This is a genomic window from Enterobacter sp. YSU (genome assembly GCF_016082135.1).
GTDB classification, from domain to species: Bacteria; Pseudomonadota; Gammaproteobacteria; order Enterobacterales; family Enterobacteriaceae; genus Enterobacter; species Enterobacter hormaechei_C.
In genome coordinates, this window is the sequence record NZ_CP059487.1 from 3497607 (window position 1) to 3513111 (window position 15505).

The 15505-nt window shown below is 49.1% G+C and carries 14 protein-coding genes; 6 read left to right on the top strand and 8 right to left on the bottom strand.

The window, feature by feature from the left end; translation table 11 throughout:
• The first annotated feature begins 17 nt into the window (after window positions 1-17).
• The 5 genes from cpsG (at window position 18) to ugd (ending at window position 7120) form a co-directional block, all read left to right on the top strand.
• Complete coding sequence (cpsG, locus tag H2Z33_RS16825) at window positions 18-1388, top strand: phosphomannomutase CpsG (protein WP_063134476.1); 1371 nt, start codon at window positions 18-20, stop codon at window positions 1386-1388.
• A 121-nt stretch (window positions 1389-1509) separates the two neighbouring features.
• On the top strand, window positions 1510-2838 hold the full coding sequence (locus H2Z33_RS16830; protein WP_063134475.1) for a hypothetical protein: 1329 nt from the start codon (window positions 1510-1512) through the stop codon (window positions 2836-2838).
• Window position 2839: 1 nt separating this feature from the next.
• Complete coding sequence (locus H2Z33_RS16835; RefSeq protein WP_063134474.1) at window positions 2840-4057, top strand: hypothetical protein; 1218 nt, start codon at window positions 2840-2842, stop codon at window positions 4055-4057.
• A 264-nt stretch (window positions 4058-4321) separates the two neighbouring features.
• Window positions 4322-5728 (top strand): NADP-dependent phosphogluconate dehydrogenase, encoded by a 1407-nt coding sequence (gndA, locus tag H2Z33_RS16840; protein WP_063136172.1) that lies wholly within the window; start codon window positions 4322-4324, stop codon window positions 5726-5728.
• Window positions 5729-5953: 225 nt separating this feature from the next.
• Entirely contained in the window at window positions 5954-7120 is a 1167-nt protein-coding gene (ugd, locus tag H2Z33_RS16845; protein WP_063134472.1) for a UDP-glucose 6-dehydrogenase, read from the top strand.
• Window positions 7121-7169: 49 nt separating this feature from the next.
• Here the strand turns inward: ugd and H2Z33_RS16850 are convergent, their stop codons facing one another.
• Window positions 7170-8174, bottom strand: coding sequence for an NAD-dependent epimerase (locus H2Z33_RS16850; protein ID WP_032619359.1), 1005 nt, complete (start codon window positions 8172-8174; stop codon window positions 7170-7172).
• Between the two features lie 192 nt (window positions 8175-8366).
• Here H2Z33_RS16850 and wzzB point away from each other — a divergent pair, with 192 nt between their 5' ends.
• Complete coding sequence (gene wzzB, locus H2Z33_RS16855) at window positions 8367-9347, top strand: LPS O-antigen chain length determinant protein WzzB (RefSeq protein WP_022648610.1); 981 nt, start codon at window positions 8367-8369, stop codon at window positions 9345-9347.
• A gap of 39 nt (window positions 9348-9386) precedes the next feature.
• On the opposite strand, the gene hisIE is transcribed toward wzzB, so the two are convergent.
• Genes hisIE through hisD form a run of 7 tightly spaced genes read right to left on the bottom strand, consistent with a single transcriptional unit; the run spans window position 9387 to window position 15503 of the window.
• A complete protein-coding gene (gene hisIE, locus H2Z33_RS16860) occupies window positions 9387-9998 on the bottom strand; it encodes a bifunctional phosphoribosyl-AMP cyclohydrolase/phosphoribosyl-ATP diphosphatase HisIE (protein WP_063134471.1) in 612 nt (203 codons plus the stop codon).
• Complete coding sequence (hisF, locus tag H2Z33_RS16865; RefSeq protein WP_003859481.1) at window positions 9992-10768, bottom strand: imidazole glycerol phosphate synthase subunit HisF; 777 nt, start codon at window positions 10766-10768, stop codon at window positions 9992-9994. The genes hisIE and hisF overlap by 7 nt, the downstream gene beginning before the upstream one ends.
• A complete protein-coding gene (hisA, locus tag H2Z33_RS16870) occupies window positions 10750-11487 on the bottom strand; it encodes a 1-(5-phosphoribosyl)-5-[(5-phosphoribosylamino)methylideneamino]imidazole-4-carboxamide isomerase (RefSeq protein WP_015572395.1) in 738 nt (245 codons plus the stop codon). The genes hisF and hisA overlap by 19 nt, the downstream gene beginning before the upstream one ends.
• Entirely contained in the window at window positions 11487-12077 is a 591-nt protein-coding gene (gene hisH / locus H2Z33_RS16875) for an imidazole glycerol phosphate synthase subunit HisH (protein WP_015572396.1), read from the bottom strand. The genes hisA and hisH overlap by 1 nt, the downstream gene beginning before the upstream one ends.
• On the bottom strand, window positions 12077-13144 hold the full coding sequence (hisB, locus tag H2Z33_RS16880; protein ID WP_015572397.1) for a bifunctional histidinol-phosphatase/imidazoleglycerol-phosphate dehydratase HisB: 1068 nt from the start codon (window positions 13142-13144) through the stop codon (window positions 12077-12079). The genes hisH and hisB overlap by 1 nt, the downstream gene beginning before the upstream one ends.
• On the bottom strand, window positions 13141-14202 hold the full coding sequence (gene hisC / locus H2Z33_RS16885) for a histidinol-phosphate transaminase (protein WP_032103469.1): 1062 nt from the start codon (window positions 14200-14202) through the stop codon (window positions 13141-13143). The genes hisB and hisC overlap by 4 nt, the downstream gene beginning before the upstream one ends.
• Window positions 14199-15503 carry a histidinol dehydrogenase gene (hisD, locus tag H2Z33_RS16890; RefSeq protein ID WP_017693108.1) on the bottom strand — a complete coding sequence of 435 codons (1305 nt, stop codon included), beginning with the start codon at window positions 15501-15503 and terminating at the stop codon, window positions 14199-14201. Before hisD ends, hisC begins: the two co-directional genes overlap by 4 nt.
• Window positions 15504-15505 lie beyond the last annotated feature (2 nt).

Here is a 15505-nt window from a genome sequence, read left to right on the forward strand (position 1 = left end):
GATATATGAGGAAAATAATGGATAAATTGACTTGTTTCAAGGCGTATGACATTCGCGGCCGCTTAGGTGACGAACTTAATAATAATATAGCAAAGCGAATTGGTCGAGCCTATGGTGAATATCTGAAACCTCGGACCGTTGTATTAGGTGGTGATGTGCGCCTTACAAGTGAATCTCTAAAAATGTCACTAGCCGAAGGTTTGCAGGACGCAGGTGTTGACGTACTGGATATTGGAATGTCAGGGACCGAAGAAATCTATTTCTCTACATTCCATCTCGGTGTTGACGGAGGAATTGAAGTTACAGCAAGTCATAATCCGATGGATTACAATGGGATGAAGTTGGTTCGCGAGGGAGCCCGGCCTATCAGCGGTGATACAGGGCTGCGAGATATACAACGTTTAGCTGAAGAAAATAATTTTTCTCAAGTAGATATTGCGAAACGTGGAAGTTATGAAAAAATAGATACCAAAAAAGCATATATTGATCATATTCTCAGCTATATCAAACCTGAAAATATTAAACCACTTAAACTTGTTATTAACTCAGGTAACGGAGCCGCAGGCCCTGTTATTGATGAGATTGAAAAACGTTTCAAGGAAATTCAGATTCCAGTTGAATTTGTGAAAATTCACAATTTACCTGATGGAAATTTCCCTAATGGGATTCCAAACCCTCTTCTTCAAGAATGCCGTGCTGACACAAGCGAAGCCGTTATTAATCACAAGGCAGATATGGGCATTGCGTTCGATGGCGATTTTGACAGATGTTTCCTCTTCGATAATGAAGGTAATTTTATTGAAGGTTATTACATTGTCGGGTTGCTTGCAGAATCTTTCCTCGAAAAGCAACCAGGCGCGCGGATCATACATGATCCACGCCTTTCATGGAATACTATAGATGTGGTTCAGCGAGCAAAGGGTATTCCTGTAATGTCCAAAACAGGCCATGCTTTCATCAAAGAACGCATGCGTTTGGAAGATGCTGTCTATGGTGGTGAAATGAGTGCTCATCATTATTTTCGTGACTTTGCCTACTGTGATAGCGGAATGATTCCGTGGCTACTTGTAGCCGAGTTAGTGAGTATTAAAAATAAAACGTTGGCAGAACTAGTCCATGATCGGATGAAATCTTTCCCGGCCAGCGGAGAGATTAATAGCATCGTTAATGATCAAGAAAAAGTGATTTCTGAAATACTTGAATACTATAAAAGTGATGCCACGGTAGTAGACTATACCGATGGAATCAGTATTGAATTTTCTGACTGGCGTTTTAATCTCCGAAGCTCAAACACTGAGCCTGTTATCCGCTTGAATGTTGAGTCTCGTGGTAATACTGCGTTAATGGAAGACAAAACAGCAGAGTTATTGAATAAAATTCGAGCATAGCTTGTCTTTTATATGGGTGCACATGTAGTAATTGTGCACCCATTAATATATAGATTAAATATTATTATTTATAATATCTGATTCCTTAATAATCTTGTATGTTGGGAAGTATACAATTCCTATGAATGAGAAGAGTTTAAAAAATAATCACTTCAAAATAAGTGCGCATTTAGCGTTTATATATTTCCTGCTTACTTCTTCTTTATTATTGATTTTTTTAACGGAATCGGCAAGTGCTACACTTTATGGAACTGTAGAGGATATTTTTGCGGTTTTTTGTGCCATTATATTGTTTGGTGAGATGATTTACTTCTATATGCATAGAGTAAAGTTTATCTCGTTGCAATTAATGTTTGCTTTTGTATTTTCTTTGATTATAGGTATTCCTTCTTTTTATTTGTATTTCTTTAAAAAAGCTTCTGATGGCTTTGAATTGACTTGTATATGGGGTATGTTAATAAATATCATACTCTATCTTACAGCTATCAAAAATGTTCATAGGCAACAAACAAAAAGTATAAATAATCTATTTAAGATTATATTTTCCATTGTTGGTGTTTGTCAGTTAATTAAAATTGTTTTTTATCTGAAATTTATTTTATCATCAGGCTTAGGGCATTTAGCTATTTATACTGATAGTGAAGAATTACTTTCAAGTATTCCTTTTGCTGTCCGTGCTATTAGTGGCTTTTCTTCTATAATGGCTTTGGCAGTCTTTTATTATAAATCATCGAAAAAATATAAGATGCTAGCATTTATTTTGCTCGCATCTGACCTTGTTATTGGGATAAGAAATAAATTCTTTTTTGCTTTTATATGTATTATTATTCTCTCGTTATATTCAAATAGAAAGAAAATAATAGCAATATTCGCTAGAATATCCAAAGTACACTATTTATTAATTGGCTTCGTCGGTTTTTCAATGATTTCATATCTTCGTGAAGGATATGAAATCAATTTTATTAATTATCTTGGCGTTGTACTTGACTCTCTGTCGTCTACGCTTGCAGGTTTACAAGATTTATACTCTTTGCCCGATGAAAATGGTTGGGCGTTACTAAACCCCCTTACGATATTATCGCAAGTGTTGCCGCTCAGTGGTTTTGGCTTTATAAGCGATGGACAAATTGCTCATGAATATTCAACAATAGTGCTTGGCAGCGTGTCTAATGGGATAGCGTTGTCATCTTCTGGTCTTCTTGAAGCAAGTATAATAAGTTTGCATTTCAATTTATTTATTTATCTTGCCTATCTGTTAATTATGATCTCGATAATTCAAAAAGGTTTGAATAGTAATTATGTTATTTTTAACTTTTTTGCCCTGGCTATGATGACTGGTTTCTTCTATTCTGTTCGTGGAGAATTAATTTTGCCATTTGCTTATGTTTTAAAATCGTTTCCAATAATAATAATTGCAAATCTATTGACTCAACAAAAAAGTAGAAATTGAAATGCTAAAAGATATTCTTAGTGATGGTATCTATGCACTCTTTAATAAGGTAAGTTATTTTGGGGCAAAAACACTCGCTATTGTTTTAATTACTCGAGAACTTGGCATAGAATCAGGAGGCGTATTTATATTTTTAATTGGTACGCTAGAAATATTAAGAGTTGTATCTGATTTTGGTGTGGATATATTTGTAATCAAGAAGTACTCTGATGTTGAAAATCCCATTCGATTGTTGAAGAGGGTGTTCTATCAAAAAATATTCGTCGGGATAGTAGTATCAATATTGTTTTTTGTAATTTGTTATGCATTAGGATATAACAGAGATATTTATATTCCGATTTCACTGTCATTATTTTTTGCACTTCTCTTTAATTTATCTAATAGCTATTTCCAATCACAAAATTTGAATAAAGCTTTATCTCCTTCCATAGCGTTAGCCCTGTTTTTAACTTTTGTAATTTATGGTGTTCAGTTTATTTTAAGAATGCCTTTTACTGCCTGGAATTATTTGCTTGCAGAGAGTTTATTTGTTTCGGTAGTTACAATTCATTTATTTAGAAAAGTTGGTTGGAAAAAGATTCTTGCTGCAGGGAAGATTTCTCCTAAAGATGTGTTCTTGTTGTATCAGCATACTGTCAGTATAGGCCTTAATGCTATGGTGGTAATTATTTACAGTAGACTGGATAATATATATATAAAAAATATAGTTCCTGAGGGTTTAGCTGCGTATGGACAAATTTTTCGTCTGGTTGATCCACTAGTAATGGTGTCATCATTATTTTCTACTGTGGCTTATGCAAAATTTAGTCGTTTGGATTTGAGAAGCCATAGGAACATAAATAAGGTTTATCCGTTTATCTACATGATCCTTGGGTATATAATCTTAAGTTCAGTGTGTTACTTTACTGTTCTATTTTTCTTTGGTCGGTACTTAATATTGGATAATGAAAGTAATAACATAATGATACTCGGGTTTCTATTAATTGCCGGAATCAAGTGTATGAATGGTGCACTAACATCAATCATTCAATCTCAGGGACTATATCGTTTTGGCTTATATATCGCAATAATCTGTATGTGCATAGCTATTCCACTAATGTATATACTAGTTCATCAATATGGTACGATTGGTGCTATTTTTACAATAGCTTCAGTAGAGTTAACAAGCATGATATTATTAGCTGTAAGTATTGGGCTGTTAACTAAGAGAAAAATTTGAATTGCTGAATGTTCACAATACTTTAAGTGAGTATATTTAACAAAACGAAATATAATCCATTGCTATATGCTCTATTCTATTGAATATATGGCTGTTTTTTTGTGGTTCATTCCCCCTCTTGGAGACCAAATTTTTATTTCGTAATTTCCAATTTGTGCTTTATTATAAAAATAATATCTCAAATGCTTTCTCTTCTCACAAACATAAGATAGTATTTATAAATTGTGCTTGCTCAATAATAATGTTACCTGACAGGAGTATGTAATGTCCAAGCAACAGATCGGCGTTGTCGGTATGGCAGTGATGGGGCGCAACCTGGCGCTCAACATCGAAAGCCGTGGTTATACCGTCTCCGTTTTCAACCGCTCCCGTGATAAAACCGAAGAAGTCATTGCCGAGAACCCAGGCAAGAAACTCGTTCCTTTCTATACGGTGAAAGAGTTCGTTGAGTCTCTGGAAACGCCTCGTCGTATCCTGTTAATGGTGAAAGCGGGTGCAGGAACCGATGCAGCTATCAACTCTCTGAAGCCTTACCTCGAAAAAGGTGACATCATCATTGATGGCGGTAACACCTTCTTCCAGGACACCATTCGTCGTAACCGTGAGCTGTCTGCTGAAGGCTTCAACTTCATTGGTACCGGTGTTTCCGGTGGTGAAGAGGGTGCTCTGAAAGGTCCATCCATCATGCCTGGCGGCCAGAAAGAAGCGTACGAGCTGGTTGCGCCAATTCTGACTAAAATTGCAGCCGTTGCTGAAGATGGCGAGCCGTGTGTGACCTATATCGGTCCGGATGGTGCTGGTCACTATGTGAAAATGGTGCACAACGGCATCGAATACGGCGATATGCAGCTGATTGCAGAGGCATACTCCCTGCTGAAAGGCGGCCTGAATCTCTCTAACGAAGAGCTGGCTGAAACCTTTACCGAGTGGAACAAAGGCGAGCTGAACAGCTACCTGATCGACATCACCAAAGATATCTTCACGAAGAAAGATGAAGAAGGTAAATACCTGGTTGATGTGATTCTGGATGAAGCAGCGAACAAAGGTACCGGTAAATGGACCAGCCAGAGCTCTCTGGATCTGGGCGAGCCGCTGTCTCTGATCACCGAATCCGTCTTTGCGCGTTATATCTCTTCTCTGAAAGAGCAGCGCGTTGCGGCTTCTAAAGTGCTGTCAGGCCCACAGGCTAAACCAGCAGGTGACAAAGCTGAATTCGTCGAGAAAGTTCGTCGCGCCCTGTACTTGGGTAAAATCGTCTCCTACGCGCAGGGCTTCTCACAGTTGCGTGCGGCGTCTGACGAGAATAACTGGGACCTGAACTACGGCGAGATCGCGAAGATCTTCCGCGCGGGTTGCATCATTCGTGCGCAGTTCCTGCAGAAAATCACCGATGCCTATGCTGAAAACGCAGGTATCGCTAACCTTCTGCTGGCACCGTACTTTAAGAAGATTGCAGACGAGTACCAGCAGGCGCTGCGTGACGTGGTTGCCTACGCTGTACAGAACGGTATCCCGGTTCCAACCTTCTCTGCTGCGGTGGCATACTACGACAGCTATCGTGCTGCTGTTCTGCCTGCCAACCTGATCCAGGCACAGCGTGACTATTTCGGCGCGCATACTTACAAGCGCACGGATAAAGAAGGTGTGTTCCATACCGAATGGATGGAGTGAGTTAACTCTCTGCAATAACATCAACCCGGAGCTCGTCTCCGGGTTTTTTTATGCAAAAAATGCCGCGCAATAATCGAAGTAGTCTGAATCTCGTCCCGCTCGTAATGATTACTCCTGGTTTGCCTTGACAGTGCTGTTTGCCAGGAGGTACAAAGCCCAACAGTTATGTTTATCGCGATGGTCTGCCGGCCATCAATACAGTTAACTAAAAGAAGTCATTAGCGAATGAAAATAACAATTTCCGGAACAGGGTATGTCGGTCTTTCTAACGGCATTCTGATTGCTCAGAACCATGAAGTGGTTGCGCTGGATATCGTGCAGGCCAAAGTGGATATGCTCAATCAGAAGAAATCGCCGATTGTCGACAAAGAAATCCAGGACTATCTCAGCAACAAACCGCTGAATTTCCGCGCCACGACAGATAAAGAAGATGCATACCGCGATGCGGATTACGTCATCATTGCGACGCCTACTGACTACGATCCAAAAACCAATTACTTCAACACCTCAACCGTAGAAGCGGTTATCAAAGATGTTATTGCGATTAACCCTGATGCGGTGATGGTTATTAAATCGACCATTCCTGTCGGCTTTACCAAATCCATCAAAGAAAAGTTTGGTATTGATAATATCTTCTTCTCGCCAGAGTTCCTGCGTGAGGGGAGAGCGCTTTACGATAACCTGCATCCTTCCCGTATCGTTATTGGCGAACGTTCTGAGCGCGCTGAACGCTTTGCCGCACTGCTGCAGGAAGGCGCGGTGAAGAAAGATATTCCGGTGCTGTTTACGGACTCCACCGAAGCGGAGGCGATTAAGCTTTTCGCAAACACCTATCTGGCAATGCGAGTCGCGTACTTCAATGAGCTCGACAGCTACGCAGAAAGTCTTGGGCTGAACACGTGCCAGATTATTGAAGGGGTTTGCCTCGACCCGCGTATTGGCAACCACTATAACAACCCGTCATTTGGCTACGGTGGCTATTGCCTGCCAAAAGATACCAAGCAGCTGCTGGCAAACTACCAGGCTGTGCCGAATAACCTGATATCGGCGATTGTTGACGCTAACCGGACGCGTAAAGATTTCATCTCCGATTCTATTCTTGCGCGCCAGCCGAAAGTGGTCGGCGTGTACCGTCTGATCATGAAGAGCGGTTCCGATAACTTCCGCGCTTCTTCCATTCAGGGGATCATGAAGCGTATTAAGGCGAAGGGCGTGCAGGTCATTATTTATGAACCGGCCATGCAGGAAGACGAGTTCTTCCATTCGCGTGTGATCCGCGATCTGGATGCATTCAAAAAAGAAGCGGACGTAATTATCTCCAACCGTATGGCGGAAGAGCTGGCGGACGTTAAAGATAAAGTCTATACCCGCGATTTGTTCGGCAGCGACTGATTAATATCGTGATATAAAAAAACCCGGCGCTCTGCCGGGTTTTTTGTTTTTAAACGTTATAGAAGTTGCGGTACCAGTCGACGAAGTTTTTCACGCCTTCTTTGACTGAGGTTTGTGGTTTAAACCCAATAACGTCATACAGCGCTTTGGTGTCCGCACTGGTCTCCAGCACGTCACCCGGCTGGATCGGCATCATATTTTTTACCGCTTCCTTGCCCAGCGCCTCTTCAAGCGCGGTAATGTAATCCATCAGTTCGACAGGTGAACTGTTACCGATGTTATACACGCGATACGGGGCAGAGCTGGTTGCTGGCGAACCGGTTTCGACTGTCCAGTCGGCATCGGCCTGAGGAATGACGTCCTGTAGGCGAATAATCGCCTCCGCAATATCATCAATATAGGTGAAGTCGCGCTTCATCTTGCCGTAGTTGTATACGTCGATACTGTTGCCTTCAATCATGGCTTTGGTGAATTTGAACAGCGCCATGTCCGGTCGGCCCCATGGGCCATAGACGGTAAAGAAGCGCAGGCCAGTGGTCGGCAGATTGTACAGATGCGAATAGGTATGCGACATCAGCTCATTGGCTTTTTTGGTTGCGGCATACAGGGATACCGGATGGTCTACGGAGTCGTCAGTAGAAAACGGCATCTTACGGTTGAGGCCGTAGACAGAGCTGGATGAAGCATACAGAAGATGCTGAACCTTGTTGTGGCGACAGCCTTCCAGCACGTTAAGGTGACCTACCAGGTTAGCATCAGCGTAGGCATGCGGGTTTTCCAGCGAGTAACGCACGCCCGCCTGTGCGGCAAGATGGATCACGCGGTCAAATTTCTCATTGGCGAAGAGCGCAGCCATGCCCTCGCGGTCCGCTAAGTCCAGCTTGTGGAAGGTGAAACTCTCGGATTTAAGCAGTTCAAGGCGAGCGAGTTTGAGGTTAGGGTCATAGTAATCATTCAGATTATCAAGCCCAACAACTTCATGCCCTGCATCAAGCAGGCGCTTGCTGACATGAGAACCGATAAAGCCCGCCGCGCCCGTTACCAGAAATTTCATAGCTTCCCTCATTCACAGTGTTCTTATTGATGTCCCAGGACATCAGATTCCGACTATGATAGCGCGTTGCTCTTCACGTACATAACCCATCTTTCCGATATAACTCATCGTATTCTTATAGAATTTTCTACAACAAGAGATACACTATGGAAACAAGATTATTTTTGCCCTTTTTCATCTGTTAGGGATTGTATGACGCAGAACAACGATAGCCTGGTCAATCGCAGCAATGACCCGGAGCAAATTGATTTACTTGATGTAATGCTACAGCTGTGGCGTGGTAAGTGGGTAATAGGGGCTTTTATTGCTGCTTTTATCGTTCTTGCTGGCGTTTACATCACTGTAGCCAAAGAGAAATGGACGTCATCAGCCATCATAGCCCAGCCTGATGCGGCACAAATCGCCACCTATTCCAATGCATTGAATATCCTCTATGGCGGGGCAGCTCCCTCCATGTTAGACATTCAGAATCGTGCTATTGGACGTTTCAATTCCTCCTTCTCGGCATTAGCTCAGGCGCTGGAGAATCAGGAAGATCCGGAAAAACTGACTATTGAGCCTACGGTTAAAGGACAAAGTTTGCCTTTAACCGTAAGCTATCAGGGCGAATCCGCTGAAGCAGCTCAAAAGCAATTAGCTCAGTACATTCAGCAGGTTGACGAGCAGACGGCAAAAGAACTGACGCTTGATCTCAGAGATAACCTCAAGCAGCAGATCACAACCCTGAACGACTCCCTCCAGAATCAGGAGAAAGTTGCTCAGGAGCAGAAAGATCTACGCATCAAGCAGATTACTGAGGCGCTGAAGAACGCAGAAGCCGCTAAGATCACCACTCCGCAGCTTCAACAGACTCAGGATGTTACTCAGGAAACCATGTTCCTGTTGGGTACCGTAGCGCTCAAGTCAATGGTTGATAACGAAGCGTCTCGCCCGCTGGTCTTCTCAGGCGCTTACTACCAAACCAAACAAAATTTACTGGATATTCAGAACCTCAACGTTAACCCAGACACTATTCACGTCTATCGTTACGTCATGAAGCCGAACCTGCCTATCCGACGCGACAGCCCGAAAAGTGCTATTACCCTCATCCTTGCCGTACTGCTCGGCGGAATTATCGGTTCTGGTGTCGTCCTCGGTCGTAACGCGCTGAGAAACTACAAGCCACGAGCCTGATTTACACACAAAAAAAGACCGGGTTTCCCCGGTCTTTTTTTATTTATGTCGTTTCCGCAAATTCTCAATCACCGCTGTCAAATCCAGCTCCTGATCCTGCAGCAGCACCAGCAGGTGATACATCAAATCCGACGCTTCATTCGTCAACTCTTCCCGGTCGTGTACGGTCGCGGCCAGCGCCGTCTCAACGCCTTCCTCTCCCACCTTCTGCGCAATACGCTTAGTCCCGCTGGCATACAGCTTCGCGGTATAGGAGCTCTCAGGATCCGCCGTTTTACGCTCTGCCAGCAGCTGTTCCAGCTGATAGAGGAACAGCCACTGGTGGCTCGCCTCGCCGAAGCAGCTGCTGGTGCCTTTGTGACAGGTCGGCCCGATCGGGTTGACCAGCACCAGCAGGGTGTCGTTGTCGCAATCTGGCGTAATGCTGACCACATTCAGGAAGTGACCTGAGGTTTCCCCTTTCGTCCACAGGCGCTGTTTGGTGCGCGAGAAAAACGTCACCTTGCCGCTGTCGATCGTTTTTGTCAGTGCCTCCTGGTTCATGTATCCCAGCATCAGCACTTCGCCTGAAACGGCATGCTGTACAACCACCGGCAGTAATCCGTCAGTTTTTTCCCAGTCCAGCTGCGCCTGTTGTTGCTCTGTTAACATACCCTGATCTCCACGCCCTGGTCGGCCAGGTACGTTTTTAACTCACCAATATTGATAATCTGTTTGTGGAACACGGAGGCCGCCAGCGCGCCGTCTACGTTCGCATCGCGGAAGGCTTCAAGGAAGTGTTCCATGGTGCCCGCGCCGCCGGAGGCAATCAGCGGAACCTGGCACACCGCGCGCACTTTTTTCAGTTGCTCTAGGTCGTAACCGTTGCGTACGCCGTCCTGGTTCATCATGTTCAGCACAATTTCACCCGCGCCGCGTTTTTGTACTTCCTGCACCCAGTCCAGCGTCTCCCATTGGGTGACGCGCGTGCGGCTTTCATCGCCGGTGTACTGGTTAACGTGATATTTTCCCGTCGCGGTATCAAACCAGGTGTCGATCCCCACGACAATGCACTGCACGCCAAAGCGGTCCGCCAGACGCGTAATCAGCTCCGGATCTGCGAGCGCAGGGGAGTTAATCGAAATTTTGTCCGCACCGAAAGAGAGAATTTTCGCCGCATCGTCAGCAGATTTAATCCCGCCCGCCACGCAGAAGGGAATATCAATCACCTCTGCCACGCGCGCCACCCAGCTTTTGTCCACCACGCGGCCATCGCTGGAGGCGGTGATATCGTAAAATACCAGTTCGTCTGCGCCTTCTTCGGCATAGCGTTTTGCCAGCGGAACGATGTCGCCAATGATCTCGTGGTTGCGGAACTGCACGCCTTTTACAACCTGACCATCACGCACGTCCAGGCAGGGAATTATCCGTTTTGCCAGCATTGAATCGCCTCCTTCACCGTAAATTTGCCTTCAAGCAGCGCGCGACCCACAATCACGCCGCGTACACCGGTTCCGCGCAGAGCGGCGATATCCGCCAGGTCGCCGATACCGCCAGAGGACTGAAACGCCACCTGCGGATAACGGGCGCAAACCTCTTCATACAGCGATACGTTAGAGCCTGCGAGCGTACCATCGCGTGAAATATCCGTGCACAGGACGTGCTTCAGCCCTACGGGGAGATACATCCCGACCAGCTCTTCCAGCGTTACGCCGGAGTTTTCCTGCCAGCCGCTGACCGCGACCTGCTTGTTACCCTGAGCGTCAATGCGCACATCCAGCGCCAGCACCAGCGCATCCGCACCGAAGCGGCGGAACCAGCCCTTGACACTCTCAGGATCTTTCACAGCGGTCGAACCCACTACCACGCGCGCCACGCCCGCGTCCAGTAAGGCGGCAACATCGGCTTCCGTACGCACGCCGCCGCCCACCTGCACCGGGACGTCCACGCCAGCCACCAGTGTTTTAAGCAGTGGGATCTGGCGTTTGGCCGGATCTTTCGCGCCGGTCAGATCGACCAGGTGCAATACCTCAGCGCCCTCCGCGGCGTAAGCCTGTAACCGCGGCAGCGGGTCGTTGCCGTAGTCGCGCTGCTGTCCGTAATCGCCCTGGTGGAGACGAACAACCGTGCCGTCAATTAAATCTAAAGCGGGAATTATCATCACATCTCCAGGAAATTTTTCAGCAGTTGCGCACCGGCGGCGCCGGAGCGTTCCGGGTGAAACTGCACGCCGTAAAAGTTATCTTTCTGCACGGCGGCGGTGAACGCCTCGCCGTAATTGCACTGGGCGATGGTGTAGGCATTCACGGGCATGGCGTAGCTGTGAACAAAATAGAAGTACGCGCCGTCTTCAATACCCTGGAACAGCCTGTTGCCCGCCTTCGGATAAACGCGGTTCCAGCCCATGTGCGGCAGCGGCAGGCCGTGGTCGGTCATTTTCGGCACGTCTTCTTCAATAATGCCCAGCAGATCAACGCCGTTGCTCTCTTCACTGCGGCGGCCAAGCAGCTGCATGCCGAGGCAAATGCCCAGCACCGGCTGAGTACAGGCTTTGATGAGATCCACCAGCTCGCGCTCATGGATCTGATCCATCGCCGCCTGGGCGGTGCCAACGCCCGGCAGAAAGAGTTTATCCGCACGCAGCACCACGTCAGGGTCGCGGCTCACCACCGGCTCGTAGCCGTGGCGCATAATCGCCGACTGTACGGAGTTCAGGTTGGCGCATCCGGTATCCAGAATCACCACGTTCATTACAGCACTCCTTTCGACGAGGGCAGGGCGTCACCTTCCACGCGGATCGCCTGGCGCAGGGTACGGCCAAAGGCTTTGAACAGGCTCTCGACGCGGTGGTGATCGTTTTTGCCTTTGGTTTTCAGGTGCAGCGTCAGGCCCATGGTGTAAGAAAGCGAGCGGAAGAAGTGTTCCACCATCTCGGTGCTGAGATCGCCCACGCGCTGGTAGGTAAAGTCGGCTTTGTATTCCAGGTGCGGACGCCCGGAGATATCCATCGCGCAGCGCGCCAGGCACTCGTCCATCGGCAGAACAAAGCCGAAGCGGTTGATGCCGCGCTTGTCGCCGAGCGCCAGCTTCAGGGCTTCGCCCAGCGCCAGGCCGGTATCTTCCACGGTGTGGTGATCGTCGATATACAGGTCGCCCTTAACGGTGATCTCCATGCGGAAGCCGCCGTGAGTGGCGATTTGATCCAGCATGTGGTCAAAGAAACCGACGCCGGTGTGGATCTTGCTGCCGCCTTCGCGGTCGAGCCAGACCTTCACGTCGATCTGCGTCTCTTTGGTGTTGCGTTCAACGTGGGAATAGCGGTCGCGTCGGGTGAGCTGCTCGCCAATCATCGCCCAGTTTAGCGTGTCGCGGTTATAGCGCAGGCCCGCAATGCCCATGTTGTCCGCCAGCGTGATATCCGTGACGCGATCGCCGATCACATAGCTGTTGCCTTTATCCAGCGCCTCTTCCGCCAGATAACGCTCAACAAGCTTCACTTTTGGCTTGCGGCAGTCGCACTCGTCGGCAGGCATATGCGGGCAGATCAGCACTTCGTCGAAGGCGATGCCCTGCGAGGTCAGCACCTGCATCATCAGGTTGTGCGGGCCGTCAAAGTCTACCTGCGGGAAGCTGTCGGTGCCCAGACCGTCCTGGTTGGTGATCATCACCAGCTTATAGCCTGCTTTCTGAAGCTTCAGCAGCACCGGGATCACATCGGGTTCAAAGGCCAGCTTGTCGAAACGATCGACCTGAAAATCGCTGGGTGGCTCCGAGATGATGGTGCCGTCACGATCGATAAAGAGATACTTCTGACTCATACTTTCTCCGCTTTCAGGGCGTCAATCACGCGCTGGCTCTCTGCACGGGTGCCGACGGTAATACGCAGGCAGCCGCTCAGGGTAGGTTGTTTATTCTGGTCTCGTAAGATAATGCCCTGATCCCACAACGATTTAAATATCGCGCTTGAGGCGGTGAAGCGCACCAGGATGTAGTTGGTTTCCGAGTCGAACACCTGCTCCACGCACGGAATCGTTTTAAGGGCATCGACAAGATACTGACGCTCTTCCAGGATCTGCGCCACACGCTCGCGCATCGCGCTGATGCCCTGCGGGGCCAGCGCCTGTGCCGCAATATCGGCAACCGGCGTTGAGAGCGGATACGGGGCAATCACTTTCAGCAGCAGGTCGATAACCGCTTTATTCGCCAGCGTAAATCCACAGCGAAGGCCGGCGAGGGCGAAGGCTTTGGAAAGGGTACGCAGCACAACGAGATGCGGATACTCCTCAAGCCAGCCTGTCAGCGTCGCCTGCGGGCAGAACTCAATGTAGGCTTCATCAGCGACGACCAGCGCCTTGCCGCGCGTCATCTCCAGCAGGGTGCGGATATCCTGCGGATGAATAATCTGCCCGGTGGGGTTGTTCGGGCTACAGACAAACACCACCTTCACGCCGTCGAGGTTATCGGCGATGCCTTGCAAATCCAGCTGCCAGTTGTCGAGCGCCTGCACGTTGCGGCAGGCTACGCCAAAGGTTTCGGCGCTCACGCTGTACATCCCGTAGGTGGGCTGGCAGTACATCACCGCGTCTTTACCCGGCTCACAGAAGGCGCGGATCAGCAGCTCAATCCCTTCATCAGCCCCACGGCTGACCAGCACCTGCTCAGGCTTCACGCCTGCATACTGCGCATAGTTCTCGATCACCGCTTTCGGCTGACACTCCGGGTAGCGGTTCAGCGTCTGCTGCGAAAGCTCAAAGGCCACCGCCGTGGGATATTCATTGGCATTCAGCCAGACGTCGCCGTTCCCGCCCAGACGACGCGCAGACTGATAGGGCGTCAGGCGACGGACATTTTCGCGGGCTAATTCTTCGATGTTCATGCTTGCTCCTTCAGGGCGGCAACGCGCAGCGTCACGGCATTTTTGTGGGCAGTCAGGCGCTCGGCGGCGGCCAGGGTTTCAATGGTCGACGCCAGCGAGGCAAATCCCTCGCGGGAGAGTTCCTGCACGGTCATGCGCTTCTGGAAATCCGCCAGCCCCAGGCTGGAGCAGGTTGAGGTATAGCCATACGTGGGCAGCACGTGGTTGGTGCCGGAGGCGTAATCCCCGGCGGATTCCGGTGACCAGTCGCCGAGAAACACCGAGCCTGCGCTGGTTATGCTGTCGACCAGTTCGCGCGCGTTGCGGGTCTGAATAATCAGGTGCTCAGGACCGTACTGGTTGGAGATGGCGATGCACTGGTCAAGATCGCGGGCCACAATCAGGCGGCTGGCGGATAGCGCCTGACGCGCCGTTTCCGCACGCGGCAGGTCAGCCAGCTGACGCTCAACGGCGTCGCCCACGCGTTTTGCCATGTCGGCATCTGGCGTCAGTAAAATCACCTGCGAGTCAGGGCCGTGCTCGGCCTGCGAGAGCAGGTCAGAGGCCACGAAATCCGGTGTAGCGCCGCTGTCGGCAATCACCAGCACTTCAGACGGACCGGCAGGCATATCAATCGCCGCGCCGTCCAGACGCTGGCTGACCTGGCGCTTCGCTTCGGTCACGTAGGCATTGCCCGGGCCAAAGATTTTGTCGACCTTCGGAATGGATCCCGTCCCGAACGCCAGGGCGGAAATCGCCTGCGCACCGCCCACTTTATAGATCGCCTGCACGCCGCACAGCTTCGCCGCATACAGGATCTCGTCGGCGATCGGTGGCGGAGAGCAGAGCACCACCTTCTGACAACCGGCAATACGTGCCGGGGTGGCCAGCATCAGGACGGTCGAAAACAGCGGGGCAGAGCCGCCGGGAATATAGAGGCCGACGGACGCCACCGGGCGTGTCACCTGCTGGCAGCGTACGCCGGGCAGGGTTTCCACATCCACCGCCTGCAATTTCTGCGCGGTGTGGAAGGTATCAATATTTTTCACCGCGACGGCCATCGCCTGTTTGATGTCATCACCCAGACGATTGCTGGCATCAATGATTTCCTGCTCGGTAACCTGTAACGCGTCGACCTCAGTTTTATCAAACTTCGCGCTATACTCGCGCAGCGCGTCGTCCCCGCGGGCTTTGACGTTATCAAGGATCTCCGCCACGGTGCGGGTGATGCTCTCCGAGGCGGAAATTGCCGGGCGCATCAGCAGCTCGCGCTGTTGCGCGTCGCTACAGGTATTCCAGTCGATGATTGTGTTAAAGCTCATGG